The following is a 14,000-nucleotide window of genomic DNA, read 5'->3' on the forward strand; positions in this document are numbered from 1 at the left end:
GCCCTCAGCCCGATCGAATACCGGGTGAGCCTTGGACTTGCGGCATAAAACCAGTCCAAGTTTTTATCCGCACCCCCGGTGGCTCAATTTTGAATCGGCGCCAACACGGTATCGGGCTCGTGACCCGAAAGCCCGAGCAACACCGCCGAGTCAGTGCCATGGCCCTTACCAGTGGCACCCAGCGATCCGAACATCTCGGAAAGGACGCGCGTGACCGAAGTCATAACTCCCTGCTCGGCCAGAGCAAGGGTGAACATGCGTGCCGCGCGCATCGGCCCCACCGTATGTGAACTGGAGGGACCAATACCTACTTTGAAAATTTCAAGAACACTGACTGCCACTTTGATTCCAAGACTTGAATGACTGCTGACGACCGATCCCGTCGGATCTACACGGACTAGAGCCGAACACCTGTCATGTTCGCCGCCTCGTCGTCAACCATCTGCTGGATGATCTTTGTATCGACCTGATGCCCATCGTTCATCATGCGATGGTGGACTGTTCCTACCAGCTGGCTGCGGATACGCTGATCGTAGGTCAGGGCCATGGCCGCAAGTTGACGCCTCATGTCTTGGGGCCAGACCTGGTCTTGCCGCAAGCGCTCAACGCAGAAAGTGAATTCCGGAGTGTCCGCACTGGTTCTCTCCCGTCGCCTGGCGGCAGTCGCCACCTCGTCGATCTGGCCATGCTCATCAAAAACAACCGCGTAGACCTGACTGGCCCGTTCGGTTGACAGCATCCCGTTGCGGATTTCGCTGGCAATCGCAGCAAGGTCTCGTTCCATCGGGTCACCGAATCCACCGCCCGTCGGGCTTGTGATCTGGATCACATCACCTCGATTGAGTTCGAGCACGGAGATCTTGCCGATGGAACGTTCATCAGGACGGCCTGGGTTCAGGACCGCAGTGCCTTTGACGCCGTGTTCTCCGCCCCTGAAGCCCCAGGCCGAAAAGACAAAGCGATTCATGTTGCGCACAGTCATGACTGCGCGGTGGGCGGTATTTTCAATCTCCATCTGGAGGGCGGCGCCGCTGACATAGCGACCCGCACGCCGACTGTCGGGAACGATCCGAATGGCCCGCATGATCATCGCGGTCTCAACCTCAATGATTTCCACAGGAACGCTGCGCTGCGAGTACCGAACTGCCGTTCCATCGACGCCGTCGCGACTGCGACGCGCTCCGCCACCGCCATGAATCGTGTTGATGACGTTCACGCGATCACGGCCGGTGCGCGGATCTGGGGCTGCGACGACAATCACGCCCGCATTGCCCGAGTCGGCGGCAGCGAGTCCCTCCGGCAGAGCCTGGTTGATGCAACCCAGGAGAACGTCGTAGGCACGCGTTGCAGATGCCGCGCGGGATCCGCCGGATGCAGGGAATACGGCATTCAACACTGTACCGCGCGGCGTGTACGAATGGATGGCACGCAGGATTCCGGCGTTGCGTGGCGTTAACGGATCCATCGTCAGGATGAACGCGTAGAGGCATTGAACAACATAGGGGTGCGTTGATGCGCCGCTCACCAGGTTGTACGCAGCCGGAAGTTGCGGGTCCGTCCCGGAGAAATCGAGGTGGATCTCTCCCTTGCTTACGGTCATCCGCGCCGAGAAGAAAGCAATCTGGCGGTCATTGATTCCCTCCAGGTAGTCGGAGAAGTCGTAGACGCCGTCCGGGATGGATGCAATGGCGGTGCGAGCCTTGGATTCCGCGTAGGTAATGACATCCTGCATCGCCTGCTCAACGGCTTGACCGCCATATCGGCCACACAACTCATTGACTCGACGGTCAATGCTCTTGAGGCCGGAGATCATGGCCTGGATGTCTCCCCACACTTCGCCGGGGATGCGACTGTTGTCGGCAAGAATCGCCTTGACCGTGGTGTTGAGCACGCCGCCCTCATAGAGCTTGACGGGCCTGAGTCTGAGCCCCTCCTGGAATACTTCAGTGAAGGCGGGAGAAATGCTGCCCGGTACGGCTCCACCGATATCCGACGCGTGCACGAAGGCCCAGCCAATGGCAATCAACCGATCATCCCGAAAGATCGGATAAAGCAGCGTGATGTCCATGAGGTGCGTAACCAGGCCGTCCGTCGTGAACGGGTCATTGGTGATCACGATGTCACCCGGCTTCAGGTTTTCTCGCCCAATGGCGTCAAGGGTCGGCTTCAGAGGTGAGCCGACAAAGACATTCACGCCCGAGAGCATGGGATAGGCAAACATGTCGCCATCGACTGTCGCGACTGCGCACTGGTAGTCCTGGACAAGCTTGACGAACGTTGTATGAGCGGTGCGGTACACCGCTGCAGACGCTTCTTCAACAATCGCGTTGAAGCGATTGCTCATAATGGCGGTACGAACTGCGTCCATGGGTCAACTCCGGGTCATGAGAATGGTGCCGTAGGCGCCCACGCGGGCCACAAAGCCGGGTGGCACTACGAGGGTGGCGTCAGATTGCTCGATCACGGCGGGACCGGGCACTTCGTCGGAATGGGTGAGGCGAGATCTCTCAAAGACACGCGCCTCAGGAAAAATCTCTCCCTGGAAACGCATCGACCGCGAGCCCTTGAATGCGTCCCCGACCGTCGATGAAGATGGTGCAGCGGGCTCTGGTATCGACATGGCACCCCGGATCCGGACGCGCAGGTCGACAAATTCAACTGGCGCTTCGGGATCGCAGTGGTTGTAAATGCGCTCGTGCTCCTTATGGAAGATCGCATGCATTGCGCTGAGGTCTGCAGACTCGACCGCAGAATCCGGCAAGCGCACATCGACCTGGAAGGACTGGCCGGTGTAGCGCATCTCGGCCCAGCACTCGAAGCCGGTCGATACCAAGCGCTCAGACGGTGCCTGCCGGGACAGCCATTCACCTGCCTCCTGGCGAAGTGCTTTGTACTTTTCGGCGAGTGCGGTCCCATCCACACGTTGCCCATGCACCGTTTCCATCACGTCGTGACTGAGTTCAGAGACAAGCCCGCCGAATGCGCAGAATGTTGAAGGGCTTGTGGGCACAAGCACGCGATTGATGCCAAGTTCAGCGGCAAGGAGGGGGCCGTGAATGCCGCCACCACCACCGTACACGAGCAGTGTCAGGTCTTCGGGGTCGACCCCCTGGCGCGCCAGGTAGGGAAGCACGCCAGCCACCATGTTTGAACTCGCTACCGCCACGCACATATCGGCCGCGCCGAATACATCAGACTTCAGCCCGCTGGCGATGGGAGCCATCGCACGCTCAGAGGCAGTTCGATCAAGCTTCATCTTCCCGCCCAGGAGAGCTTCAGGAAGATATCCGGCCAGCAGGTAGGCGTCGGTCAGCGTGGGAGCCGTTCCGCCGCGAGAAAAGCAGGCTGGCCCCGGATACGAACCCGCGCTTTGCGGCCCAATCCGCAGCACACCATCATCGATCATGGCGATGGATCCTCCGCCCGCACCGATGGCCTCGATGCCCGTGACCGGCATCACGACAGGGAAGTCGCCGACCTCGGCGGCATTCGATGTCATGGCCTGGCCATCTCGCAGCAGCGAGATATCGGTACTCGTACCGCCCATGTCCATCGTGAGGATGTTGCGCTCACCAGCCGCTCGAGCTAGATATTGGACGGCGGTGACGCCAGAGGCCGGACCGGAAAGCAGCGTGTGCACCGGGAAGCGCCGCGCTTCAGCGGCCGCCATGGCGCCGCCGTTGGAGCGCGTGACAAACAACTGTGAACCCGGCAGCCGGCTCTTAACATACCGCTCAACGGCGCCGATGTATTCGTTCATGCGCTTTCGCACAAACGCGTTGAGCACGCTCACGATCGCCCGCTCATACTCACCGACACGCGGCCAGATTTCGCTGGAAAGACTGACTTCCGCATCGGCACCCACCACGGTGCGAATGGCTTCTTCGACAGCCCGTTCGTGCGCTGGATTGGCGTAGCTGTGAAGCAGTGCAACCGCGTAACCGTTCGCGCCTGCATCCTTGGCCTGCTTGACCAGTTCCTGAATCGCCTCTTGACGAATTGGGGTTCGAACCGTCCCCCCGTGCAAAAGCCGCTCGTCTACCTCAAAGACCATCGCGCGTTCCACCAGTGGCTTGGTCCGCGTCTCAAAGATGTTCAGGGGATTGCGAACCCCCATTCGCTGGAGCTCCAGCAGGTCGCGGTAGCCGTTGGTCACGAAGAAAGCGACTTTCGGCCCCTTGCGCTCGATCACGGCATTCGTGCTCACGGTCGTGCCGTGCATGACGACCGCTGGCTCGCCGTCCTGAGGTCCCAATCGCTCCAGCAACAACTCGAAGCCCTGGCGAAAGCCCTCCTCGAAAGCCGGAGGCGTAGAGGGAACCTTCAAGCTGATGACTTCAGTGCCACTGCCTTCTCGCCACCCACAGAAGTCTGTGAAGGTGCCGCCTATGTCAACGCCGATGCGAATCATTGTAAAAATCCTTTAGTCGTTTCTCAGTGCAGAAGCTCTAACGCCAGGCTACGCAAGGGATCCTTGCCGGGCCGTTGATATACCGGCACCTGAAGATCTATTGCTGCCACAGCGCATGCTCATGAATCGGTCGTGTTGATGTGGTTCTCCCAGTAAGGAGCGCGATTCACGCCGATCAATCAAGCGGGTCCGATTTTTCCTGTGACAACCCCATCAAGCAAATCAATGTTCAATGCCAGCCAATAAGTCACATTTATTTGCATGACGACCTCTCACTGCGGGATAGATGCGTAAGCAGACAACCTGCTTGCATTGGCTGCGCAAAGGAGATGAGGTTGCGGCACCTACGCCCAGCGCGGATCAGCGTAGGAGATTGGCACGCGCATGTGACTGGGCATCTGCGTGCAGTTTGACGCTGCAAGGTGGGCCGGAGGTATTCGCTTGGCCGTCTGGAGCCATCGGCGGCATTTGCCCCGACGTCTCCAGGAACCTGCAAGTAGACTCAGGCTGCGTGATCAGCCGTGAATGCCATGAGCACTTCCGGCTTCACTGCACAAACAATCACTCCATGGTCTTTGCCGCACCTGCGGCATCAACTGCAGCCTTCCAACGGACCGACTCGTTCTGGAGGAAAGTGGCAAAGCGCTCCCGAGGCAACTCCATCGGGGTCAGCCCCAACTCAAGCAGACGCTTGCGCACATCTGACTCTTTGACGATAGAGTCCATCGCATTCCTCAGGCGGAAGACGATCTGGTCCGGTGTCTTGGCAGGCACCACCAACAAGATGTAGCCCTGCAGGTTGAAGTCTTTGACGCCTTGCTCCTGGAGAGTCGGAACGTCCGGAAGCGATGGAATCCGTTCCGCTGTACTCACACCCAACGCCTTGATCGTGCCTTCGGCAATCATGCCTCTCACCACGGGCACGGTGTCCGACATGAAGTCGATGACGCCGCCTCGCAGATCAGTGATTGCCGGCGCACCGCCTCGGTAGGGCACATGTTCGGCCTTGATACCCGTCTGCTTCAGCATTTGGGCCACGATGAGTTGCGGCACTGTTCCCACGCCGGATGAGCCGTAACTCAGTGTGGCGCCGGGCTTCTTGGCGTAGGCCAGAAACTCCTGGAAGTTCTTGACAGGCAGGTCCTTTTTCGCGACGAGCACCTGCGGCGCCCACGCGATAGCGCCGACCACCACGAAATCGTTTATCGGGTCATACGGGAGGGGCCTCACGGTTGTCCAGGGACCAACACTGAGGGGGCCGGGCGCACCTATGGCCAGGTTGTAACCGTCTGCAGGCTGTTTGGCCGCATAGCCGGTGCCGAGTGTCCCGCTTGCACCCGCACGGTTTTCGACGATCACCGGTTGACCAAGCTGCGCTGCCAGTTTTTCACCGATCAGTCGAGCTGCAACGTCTGAGGAGTTTGCTGCTGGGTAAGGCACCACGATCTTGATGGCGCGATCCGGCCATTGCGCATGTGCGCTAAAGGCGGCGCCAACAGCTATACAAATTCCCAGAAGATTTTTGAGATACCGATTCATTCATTTCTCCGATTCATTTTGGACACCCCGCTGATGCCACCCTTCATGCCGCAATTGACTGCTGTTTTGGGGTAATTTCAGTGGACTTGTAAGCCGAATCGATTGTCTTTCGAAGCAGTGAAATAAGCCCATCAAATGATCAGATCGGTCTATAAGTCCCTTTGATAGGGCGGCCCTATCTGCCGGCACTGGCTAGTTTTTTAGGCTGACCCGAAGGGATTCGACAAGGGCTTGCGCCGCTCGATTCGGGTGCTGCATCAACGGAACAATGACTCCGATTTCAAATTTTTGTATGGGATCAAGAGGTAGTGAAATCAGACCTTCTCGCTGATGTTCAGGTAAGCTGATGCTGGTGACGATCGTTACACCCAGGCCAGCACGCACCAGCTCGATGGCTGCCCCCGCATCACCGACCTCAATCACGAACTTTGGACTGACGCCCGCCGCCGCAAACCAGTTTGCGACCATCGGCCGGATCACACCACCAGGCTTGATCCCGACGACAGGTATGCCATCAATGTCAGCGGGCGAGACATTCACTCCACCATGAAGGAAGCCAGGCGCGGACGCGACACACAGGAGCTCGCTGTCAAATAGCTTCGTCGCAATAGCCCCGTCCATTTCCGGTGGCAACGAAAGAATGCCCAGATCCGCTTGGGCAGAGCTGATCCGATGCATGATGGTCAGCCGATGGTCCACATCGACATCCAGTTTCAGTCCCGGATGCGCGACTGCAAATTGCCCGATCGCATTCATGATGCGGCCGCTCGCAAGGGCCTGTGTGAGGAGCACGCGGACAGTAGCCCGCTCATGGTTGGCGATCTGTTGCGCGGCGGCCTTGATACCGTCCAGACCGTCGTAGAGCCTGTTGACCTCTGCCATGAGTTGCAGAGCCTCCGGCGTAGGGGTCAGCTTGCCACCGCGTCGACTGAAAAGCTCGAACCCCACCTCTTTTTCGAGACCACTGATCAGGTAGCTTATAGCGGGTTGCGTGATCGCCATCGCCGAACTGGCGCGCACCATGCTGCCCTCGCGCATGACGGAGCGGAACGCCTCGATTTGTCTCAACTTGAGTGCCACGGCATTGCCCCGACAATGAGTTCAAATTACGACGCCAGAGACTCTCACACGAGACAGGAGTCTTTCGACGGACGAGGATGCGAGTCCCAGATGATCGATCAAATCATTACCCGCAAGAAAATCCTCTCCAACGATCAGTTCTGCCATGCTGATCATGGCCTGTGTGTAAGGCATCTCGACGTTGGCCACACGGCCAAGTGCCATGAGGAATACGAGCCCATATGGCACATCTTCCGACAGGTATCGGGTATCAATCTGGGTGGGCCCGGGCGGTCCGCCACGCTTCTTGTGCAGTTCGGCGGCGATGTCCTCTAGACGATCCCCTTCGGTCTTGAACGATTGCGAGAAGTGTTGCTTGACGCTGCGCACCTCGATACCGAATGCACCGGCAACGGCCAGGCGTTCAGAGTCGATGGCCTCAATGGCGCAGGACACGCGAGGCGTCATGTAGTGATACTGGGGCCAGTTTTCTGCTCGCTCAATCCTCGTCCAATTGAACAATGCGAGCGGCACGTGTGTGATAGCGCTGGTATTCGCAAGGCTGGAGACAAGCGGGTCTTCTTCCACGTTGAACCCGTCGCCAAACAGCGCTTCACAAGCAGCGAGCGCCTGAGGGGCGGCCGTCTGTGGCAGACAGGAGATCGCAACCTGGCTGCGCCGAGTCATGATGTTCACCTGAGCCGGCCCCTTGCGCCGCGCCGTGAGGGCGGTCGTGCCGAAGCTCGCAACACAAAGGGCAATTCCACGCGCGACCGCGCGCTCATACAGGTACAGCGATGACAACGATCCCATGGAACTGACAATCACCAGCTGCCCGGACCGTAGATTCGGCAAAAGTGCGTCCATCACTGCCTTATGGGCATTGAGTGGGACAGCAATCAGGATAACGTCGGACTGTGCCGCCAGCGTCTGCGCGCTATCGGTGGCCCCCACGGCAAGCGTCGCTTCCAATGCACCCATTGCGCTCAACGGCTCGTCTCGCAGCGCATTTGCGCTGCCGCTAGGTGCCCACACCGAAACCCCATGACCGCGCTGGGCGGCCCAGGCCGCGCTCGCCAAGCCGATGCTCCCGGCACCCACAATTCCGACTTTGATCCGGTTCACTTTTCTTCCATCTTCGTTTCGCATACGCTCAGCCCTTTCGGCTTATAGGGATTCGCCCACCGAGCGCCACAAGAAAATCCCGAGCCAGCGCCGTGTGCCGTGTCCCGGATGAAAACAACGGCAGCGGGAGACCATGGGTCCCCCGACTTGCCTGTATCAGTCTGCGGTGATGTTGTTTTGACGGACAACGGCGCCCCAGCGCGCGTTTTCCGACTGGACCAGACGGTCGAAGTTTTCCATAGTCGTCGGGTCGACATCGCACCCGATATCGGCAAGCTGCTTGATGACCTTCGGGTCCTTCACCGCAGCGGTGAACTCCTCATGGATCTTCTTGGCAATGGCAGGCGGCAGCTTCGCGGGTGCCATCACGCCAATCCAGGTCGTGAGCTCGGCGGCAGGGATTCCGGCTTCGGCCATCGTCGGCACATTGGGCAACAGGGGCGAGCGCTTGGGGCCGGTGATGGCGAGCGCACGGACCTTGCCGGACTGCACATGGGTGGCCATCGTGGCGAAGTTGCCGATCATCATCTGGATCTGGCCGCCAATCAGGTCCATCTCTGAAGCCGGAACGCTTTTGTAGGGCACATGGGTGATCTTGATGCCTGCGCTCGAGCGGAAAAGCTCCGTCGCCACATGCAGTGCAGATCCGTTACCAGAGGAGCCATAGTTCAACTCGGTGGGCCGGGCCTTGGCGTGGGCGACCAACTCGGACACCGAGTTCACCGGCAGGCTCTGCGTCACGCCCAGGAGGTAGGGGCTGGTGCACAACTTGGCGATGTTGGTGAAATCTTCTGCGGGTTTGTAGGGAAGGCGGGGAAGCACATGGTTGGACATCACGTAGGTCGACATGGTCGCTTGACCCAAGGTGTACCCGTCCGGTTTGGCTTTCGCCGTTGCGTCATTGGCGATCGTGCCGGTGGCCCCCGGACGGTTATCGATGACGATCGGCTGTCCCCAGCGCGCGCTCACCGCATTGGCAATGATGCGGGCGGTGGCATCGGCCGCGCCGCCCGCGGCCCCCGGGATGATCCAGCGGACGGGCTTTTCAGGGTACTCCGCGTGTGCCGCCTGGAGCGCCCCAGCAAAGCACAGTGCCAGCAAGATGTTCTTACGTCCAATGGTCGAGATATTCAGTCGCATAAATTTTTCCTTTACGAATGGTGAGGGACAAGCCCCTCTTGTCTTGTTACAGCCCTGGCGCCTTGGGCCTGTGCAGCAGGCCCTCACTGAGATGACTACATGGTTTGCCGTGTTCATGCTTCCTGCTCGTCGATGTTCAACGTTGCCAGTTCCGCAAGCGTCACCGGCTTGAGCGGCGGCCGGATGCGATAAAAACCCACATCGGCGACCGTTCGGCCTTGCTCCTGGGCAAGGATGTGCGCGATGGTGTAGCCGCACTGACGGCCTTGGCAGGGCCCCATGCCCGCACGGGTATATGCCTTAAGCTGGTTCGGACCGGGCTGACCGATGGCAGCGGCTTTGCGAATGTCGCCGGCAGTCAGCTCCTCGCACCGGCAGACGACGGTGTCGTCGGTTGGCGTCGCGATGTTTGCGCGCGGCGGGTACAGGGCGTCCAGCATGGGGCGCAGCCGCAACAACTTCTTCAGTTTTTCGCGAAGGGGCGCCGCTTGCACCGACGCTGCCTCGCTCGACAGGCGGCCAGCTCGCTTAGCCACTCCAAGTGCCACTAGCTCCCCGCGTACACAGGCGGCATAGGCGCCGCCAATCCCAGCGCCGTCGCCTGCCACGTAAATGCCTGGCTTGTCGGTTTGCCCCCATTCGTCGAGAACCGGCGCCAGACACGCCTGCTGCGAGCTCCATTCGTGGCCACACCCGAGCGCCTGCGTCATGTGAATCGAAGGCACGACGCCTTCATGGGACAGAAGCAAGCTGGCCGGCACGCGCATGGTCTTGCCATTGGCCTGGATGTATTCAATCTCCTGCAAACGATCCTGGCCCAGGGCGCGAACAGCCGTGACACCGCGCACGCGTTTGACTCCGGCGGCTTGAAGTTCCCTCATCCAGGCCAACCCCTTGAGGAGGTCCTTGGAGCTGGCCATGGCCGCACCGATCCAAGGCAACGCACGGCGCCAGCCGCCAGCGGGCGACGTATCCAACCACCCGGCGATCTTGCCTCCAGCTCGGATCAATTGAGCCATGTATAGCAGGGGTAGCGGCCCGCTGCCAACGACCCATACGGGCTCCGAGGGGATTTGTCGCGATGTCTTGAGCAGAATCTGGGCCGATCCGACGGTCATGACACCAGGCAAAGTCCAGCCCGGGAATGGCGCGGGTCGCTCCTGCGCGCCCATGGTCAAGATCACATGGCCAGTTTCCACCAATTCCGCCTGACCCCTGCGGGTCATGTAGACCTTCCATTCGGACTCGACCTGCCAAACCCTGGTCTCAGGCTCATAGCTCGCACCACAGGATCGAAAACGCGAGGCGAGATCGGCACCGGCAAGGTACTCCTCGCCCAACAGGGCGCCAGTAGTCGTTGGTGCCACCGCCTCTACAGCACGCCAGATCTGTCCGCCAGGCGCTGGCTGCTCGTCGACGACCAGAACGGAAAGGCCATGAGCCCGCAGCCCAATCGCTGCGCTCATTCCGGCCGGGCCCGCGCCCACCACCACCGCATCAAAGGATCTCATGACGCCACCTTCGGCCGGCCGAGTTGACGCTCAACGCACATGCCTTCGGCGACCGGGACCAGGCAGGTCTGAGTTGACGACGCACCGTCGACGATTGCCAGGCAGTCGAAGCACACGCCCATCATGCAAAACGGTGCACGCGAACTGCCGTGAACGGGCGTGTGGCGGCAGCTGGGGTTCGCCTGACGCATCATCACGGATGCCACCGTTTCACCGCGCTCGGCAGTGACTGACTTCCCATCAATGGTGAGCGTCAGCGGTGGTGTGCTGGGGGGACTGATTTTTCGAAACATTGAATCGCTCGAGAGGAAAGGCATTGAGAGTCTGGAGATGACGGCCGCTGGCCAATGCCTGCGCGTAGGGGCCAGCGTGGAATGAAGCGAGCGTCACCCCAGAGTGGCAAGTTGCGATCTCCGCGCCTGGGTACATCGGGGAGCTGGCATAGACGGGGTACCCATCCGGCGTCATCACTCGCAGGCACGACCATTGACGCACCAGGCGCGCTTTGCCCAATTCAGGGAGGATGCGAAGTGCTTTTCGGGTCATCCTCACAGCTGCGGCGGAAGTGGTACTCAGGTCATACCCCACGTCCTCCTGAGTCACGCCGATCATCACTGTGCCCTCGCCGGTTTGACGCAGCCCGCTTGCGGGTATAGGCAGGACAGGCGCCAGGCGCTCGGTCACGAGAATCTGTCCTCGCTCGGGATGCAAGGGGACGTCCAGTCCGATCATTCTCCCGAGCGCCACCGACCCAAGGCCGGCAGCGATCACTACACGTTCGGCTCGGGCCGTTTGCTCACTGGTCTTAACCTCAAAGCCGCCGCCTGCCAAGTGCTTGATCGAGGTCACAGGGTGCCCGTTGCGCACCATGCCGCCCCGGCGCTGGAAGGCGGCTTGGAGTGCAGCCAGGAGTCGAAGCGGGTTCGCCTGACCGTCCTGCTCCCCCAGGCTCGCGCCCACGACGTCAGGGCCGAGTCGCATGGTGGGGTAACGACGCGCCAGTTCGCTGCGATCAAGAATCCGCACGGAGGGGGCCAGTTCTGGCGTCTCAGCTTCCCAAGCATCCAGCATCTTGGCGCGAGCAGACAACTCGTCGTCGCTCAGGCAGAACTTCAGACCGGCGCCGGTTTGGTAGTCCAGTGAAATTCCCGTCTCTGCCTCCAGTCCCGCAGCAAACTCCGGCCATGCATCAGCCGCCGCCGCCGACAGCCGGTGGTACTCGGGGTAGCGGTAACCCTTTCCTTGGACCCATACCAAGCCGAAGTTGGCCTTTGCCGCCCGGTAGTCAGTGTCGGCACCATCGAGCATCAAGACCCGCTTGTCGTACCCGGCCAGGCCGTATGCAATCGCGGCGCCCACGATTCCGGCGCCCGCAACGATCACGTCGTATTCACGCTGCATGTTCAAAGACCTTTCTTCTTCGGGTCGATGCGCAGGCTGCGCGCGGCCCCCGCATTGCCAGAACCACCAGGGTTCAGCAGCGCCGTCAAGTGGATCGCCTGGGGTGAATGGAAATGAGGGTTCATTGACCGAGAGGTGAGTTGCGATGGCTGCGAACCGTCTGTTGTTTGCTTCAAGACAGCCTTCATCGTAAGCAAGATCACCTCAGGTCGCCAGGGTAAAAACCATAGTCAATGTTTTTATGCAATACCTCTTTGTTTCGATGCTAAATCATTGTTTTTATTGAACTTTTTTTCTTTAAAATGTCATTAAAATAGCATCTTGCAATAAAACCATGTCTAAATACTATGAGCATGAAAATCACGCTGCGCCACTTGGAGGCTTTTCGGGCGGTCATGGTGCGCAGGACCGTCACCGGTGCCGCCGAGATGCTTGGGGTGACTCAACCCGTCGTCACCCGCCTGATTGCCGACCTGGAGCAGCGCATCGCGATTGCGCTGTTTACCCGAGACAAGGGACGCCTCGCTCCAACGCCAGAGGCCACACTGCTTTTTGCCGACGTCAATCAGTCGTTGATGGGGATCGAGCGGATCGCGAATGCGGCAAGCGGCATCAAGGCACTGAAGCTGGGCCACCTGGAGATCGCCGCGGCCCCCAACATGGCCTTGTCCTTCCTGCCACGCGCCATCGCCAGCTTCAGCCTGGAGCGTCCAGAGACCTTGATCACAATGCACATGCATAGCTCTTCAACCGTTCTGGATATGGTCCAGAGCGGACGCTGCAATCTGGGATTCGCCATGGTGCCCGTTCATGCGACGAGGCATGGCAATAGTGAGACCCTTGTTTCGGCCAAGATGGTTGGAGTGATTCCTGTCGGGCATCGACTGGCGACCCGCAAGGTCCTGAACCCGGAAGATTTCGAGGGAGAAAGCTTCATCTCCATGGCGCCGCTGATGGAGACACGCATGAAGATCGACTCCTTGATGCTTTCCTACGGCGTGAACAGAAGGATCAATGTCGAAACGCAAATCTCGTCAGTCGTGATCCGATTAGTCGAAGCGGGCGCAGGAATTTCCATCATCGATCCGCTGACGGCCACTGGCTACACCGGTGACCAGGTCAGGTTCATCCCCTTCAAGCCAGACATCGTGACCGATTACTCGATGGTCATCTCACCGAGAAACTCCTCGACCCTGGTTCTCAAGCCTTTCATCGACCACGCGCGGCGTGAGATCCGCAAGATTGTGCCCACGCATCTGATCGTCCGAGGTTGACGAGCCGCACTTCGTGCAATTGCGTGATTTCCAGCTTGCTGAGAGCGGCTTGGCCGTCCGGTCTTCAGGTGCTTTCTCTGGTTGACTACAGCGCGTACCGCTGCACAACGTTCATTGCGAAGACATACCGATTTACAGGCGGGAGAGTGCGCCGCCATCGGGGCGGGTGAGCACCGAGCACGTCATCAACGTGCTCGGCCGCCTGCAAGCGCAGCCCCTGGCCGACACGGCGCGCTATGACAGCCTGCGCGCTGGCAGCGACATGCAGGAGGCCGATCATGCGTGAGCTGGACAAGGAGTTCAAAGAGCTGCGCCTGTACGGCATGGCCGGGGCCTGGGAGGACCTGGTCAAGCAAGGCGGCCACGCCACGCTGGAGAGCTCGCGCTGGCTGCTGGAGCACCTGCTGCAAGCGGAAGTCACGGACAGGGCCATGCGCTCAGTGAGCTACCAGATGCACACGGCGAAGTTCCCCGTGCACCGCGACCTGGCGGGCTTCGACTTCGAATGCTCGCCCGTGGACAAAAAGCTCATCGAGCAGT

Annotated in this window: 12 protein-coding genes and 1 pseudogene; 2 read left to right on the top strand and 11 right to left on the bottom strand. The window is 60.0% G+C overall.

From position 1 onward, the window contains the following. Window positions 1-104: 104 nt before the first annotated feature. The 11 genes and pseudogenes from AC1RDS_RS20465 to AC1RDS_RS20515 all read right to left on the bottom strand — a co-directional run. A pseudogene (locus tag AC1RDS_RS20465) lies at window positions 105-341 on the bottom strand (serine dehydratase beta chain); the annotation flags it as partial. Window positions 342-397: 56 nt separating this feature from the next. Next, window positions 398-2,368 (bottom strand): hydantoinase B/oxoprolinase family protein, encoded by a 1,971-nt coding sequence (locus tag AC1RDS_RS20470; RefSeq protein ID WP_226463382.1) that lies wholly within the window; start codon window positions 2,366-2,368, stop codon window positions 398-400. A gap of 3 nt (window positions 2,369-2,371) precedes the next feature. Further along, complete coding sequence (locus tag AC1RDS_RS20475) at window positions 2,372-4,411, bottom strand: hydantoinase/oxoprolinase family protein (RefSeq protein ID WP_348682701.1); 2,040 nt, start codon at window positions 4,409-4,411, stop codon at window positions 2,372-2,374. A gap of 561 nt (window positions 4,412-4,972) precedes the next feature. After that, the gene (locus tag AC1RDS_RS20480; protein WP_348682702.1) at window positions 4,973-5,950 is read right to left on the bottom strand and encodes a Bug family tripartite tricarboxylate transporter substrate binding protein; all 978 of its coding nucleotides are present in this window, start codon (window positions 5,948-5,950) and stop codon (window positions 4,973-4,975) included. Between the two features lie 192 nt (window positions 5,951-6,142). Continuing rightward, the gene (locus AC1RDS_RS20485; RefSeq protein ID WP_066690539.1) at window positions 6,143-7,030 is read right to left on the bottom strand and encodes a LysR family transcriptional regulator; all 888 of its coding nucleotides are present in this window, start codon (window positions 7,028-7,030) and stop codon (window positions 6,143-6,145) included. A 21-nt stretch (window positions 7,031-7,051) separates the two neighbouring features. After that, on the bottom strand, window positions 7,052-8,158 hold the full coding sequence (locus tag AC1RDS_RS20490) for an NAD/NADP octopine/nopaline dehydrogenase family protein (RefSeq protein WP_348682703.1): 1,107 nt from the start codon (window positions 8,156-8,158) through the stop codon (window positions 7,052-7,054). 132 nt (window positions 8,159-8,290) lie between these two features. Then, a complete protein-coding gene (locus AC1RDS_RS20495; protein ID WP_142083228.1) occupies window positions 8,291-9,274 on the bottom strand; it encodes a Bug family tripartite tricarboxylate transporter substrate binding protein in 984 nt (327 codons plus the stop codon). A gap of 113 nt (window positions 9,275-9,387) precedes the next feature. Beyond that, window positions 9,388-10,785, bottom strand: a complete 1,398-nt coding sequence (locus tag AC1RDS_RS20500; RefSeq protein ID WP_348682704.1) for an FAD-dependent oxidoreductase — start codon at window positions 10,783-10,785, stop codon at window positions 9,388-9,390. Further along, the gene (locus tag AC1RDS_RS20505; RefSeq protein ID WP_338071810.1) at window positions 10,782-11,102 is read right to left on the bottom strand and encodes a (2Fe-2S)-binding protein; all 321 of its coding nucleotides are present in this window, start codon (window positions 11,100-11,102) and stop codon (window positions 10,782-10,784) included. Before AC1RDS_RS20505 ends, AC1RDS_RS20500 begins: the two co-directional genes overlap by 4 nt. Then, the gene (locus tag AC1RDS_RS20510; protein ID WP_348682706.1) at window positions 11,026-12,186 is read right to left on the bottom strand and encodes an NAD(P)/FAD-dependent oxidoreductase; all 1,161 of its coding nucleotides are present in this window, start codon (window positions 12,184-12,186) and stop codon (window positions 11,026-11,028) included. Before AC1RDS_RS20510 ends, AC1RDS_RS20505 begins: the two co-directional genes overlap by 77 nt. A gap of 2 nt (window positions 12,187-12,188) precedes the next feature. Next, window positions 12,189-12,374: a hypothetical protein gene (locus AC1RDS_RS20515; protein ID WP_492227305.1), complete on the bottom strand. Its 186-nt coding sequence runs from the start codon at window positions 12,372-12,374 to the stop codon at window positions 12,189-12,191. Window positions 12,375-12,539: 165 nt separating this feature from the next. Between AC1RDS_RS20515 and AC1RDS_RS20520 the strand changes: the two genes are divergently transcribed. Both AC1RDS_RS20520 and AC1RDS_RS20525 read left to right on the top strand, forming a co-directional pair. Continuing rightward, window positions 12,540-13,460, top strand: coding sequence for a LysR substrate-binding domain-containing protein (locus AC1RDS_RS20520; protein WP_348682708.1), 921 nt, complete (start codon window positions 12,540-12,542; stop codon window positions 13,458-13,460). A 278-nt stretch (window positions 13,461-13,738) separates the two neighbouring features. Continuing rightward, window positions 13,739-14,000: ATP-binding protein (locus AC1RDS_RS20525; RefSeq protein WP_492227306.1), on the top strand; the 262-nt coding region annotated here is incomplete at its 3' end.

Source organism: Acidovorax sp. GW823-FHT02H02 (assembly GCF_058797075.1).

What these genes read in the sequence shown, in the direction of transcription:
- AC1RDS_RS20500 (WP_348682704.1), bottom strand. Translation starts at nt 10,785, where the DNA reads ATGAGATCCTTTGATGCGGTGGTGGTGGGCGCGGGCCCGGCCGGAATG.
- AC1RDS_RS20490 (WP_348682703.1), bottom strand. Translation starts at nt 8,158, where the DNA reads ATGCGAAACGAAGATGGAAGAAAAGTGAACCGGATCAAAGTCGGAATT.
- AC1RDS_RS20495 (WP_142083228.1), bottom strand. Translation starts at nt 9,274, where the DNA reads ATGCGACTGAATATCTCGACCATTGGACGTAAGAACATCTTGCTGGCA.
- AC1RDS_RS20510 (WP_348682706.1), bottom strand. Translation starts at nt 12,186, where the DNA reads ATGCAGCGTGAATACGACGTGATCGTTGCGGGCGCCGGAATCGTGGGC.
- AC1RDS_RS20515 (WP_492227305.1), bottom strand. Translation starts at nt 12,374, where the DNA reads ATGAAGGCTGTCTTGAAGCAAACAACAGACGGTTCGCAGCCATCGCAA.
- AC1RDS_RS20505 (WP_338071810.1), bottom strand. Translation starts at nt 11,102, where the DNA reads ATGCCTTTCCTCTCGAGCGATTCAATGTTTCGAAAAATCAGTCCCCCC.
- AC1RDS_RS20480 (WP_348682702.1), bottom strand. Translation starts at nt 5,950, where the DNA reads ATGAATCGGTATCTCAAAAATCTTCTGGGAATTTGTATAGCTGTTGGC.
- AC1RDS_RS20475 (WP_348682701.1), bottom strand. Translation starts at nt 4,411, where the DNA reads ATGATTCGCATCGGCGTTGACATAGGCGGCACCTTCACAGACTTCTGT.
- AC1RDS_RS20470 (WP_226463382.1), bottom strand. Translation starts at nt 2,368, where the DNA reads ATGGACGCAGTTCGTACCGCCATTATGAGCAATCGCTTCAACGCGATT.
- AC1RDS_RS20520 (WP_348682708.1), top strand. Translation starts at nt 12,540, where the DNA reads ATGAAAATCACGCTGCGCCACTTGGAGGCTTTTCGGGCGGTCATGGTG.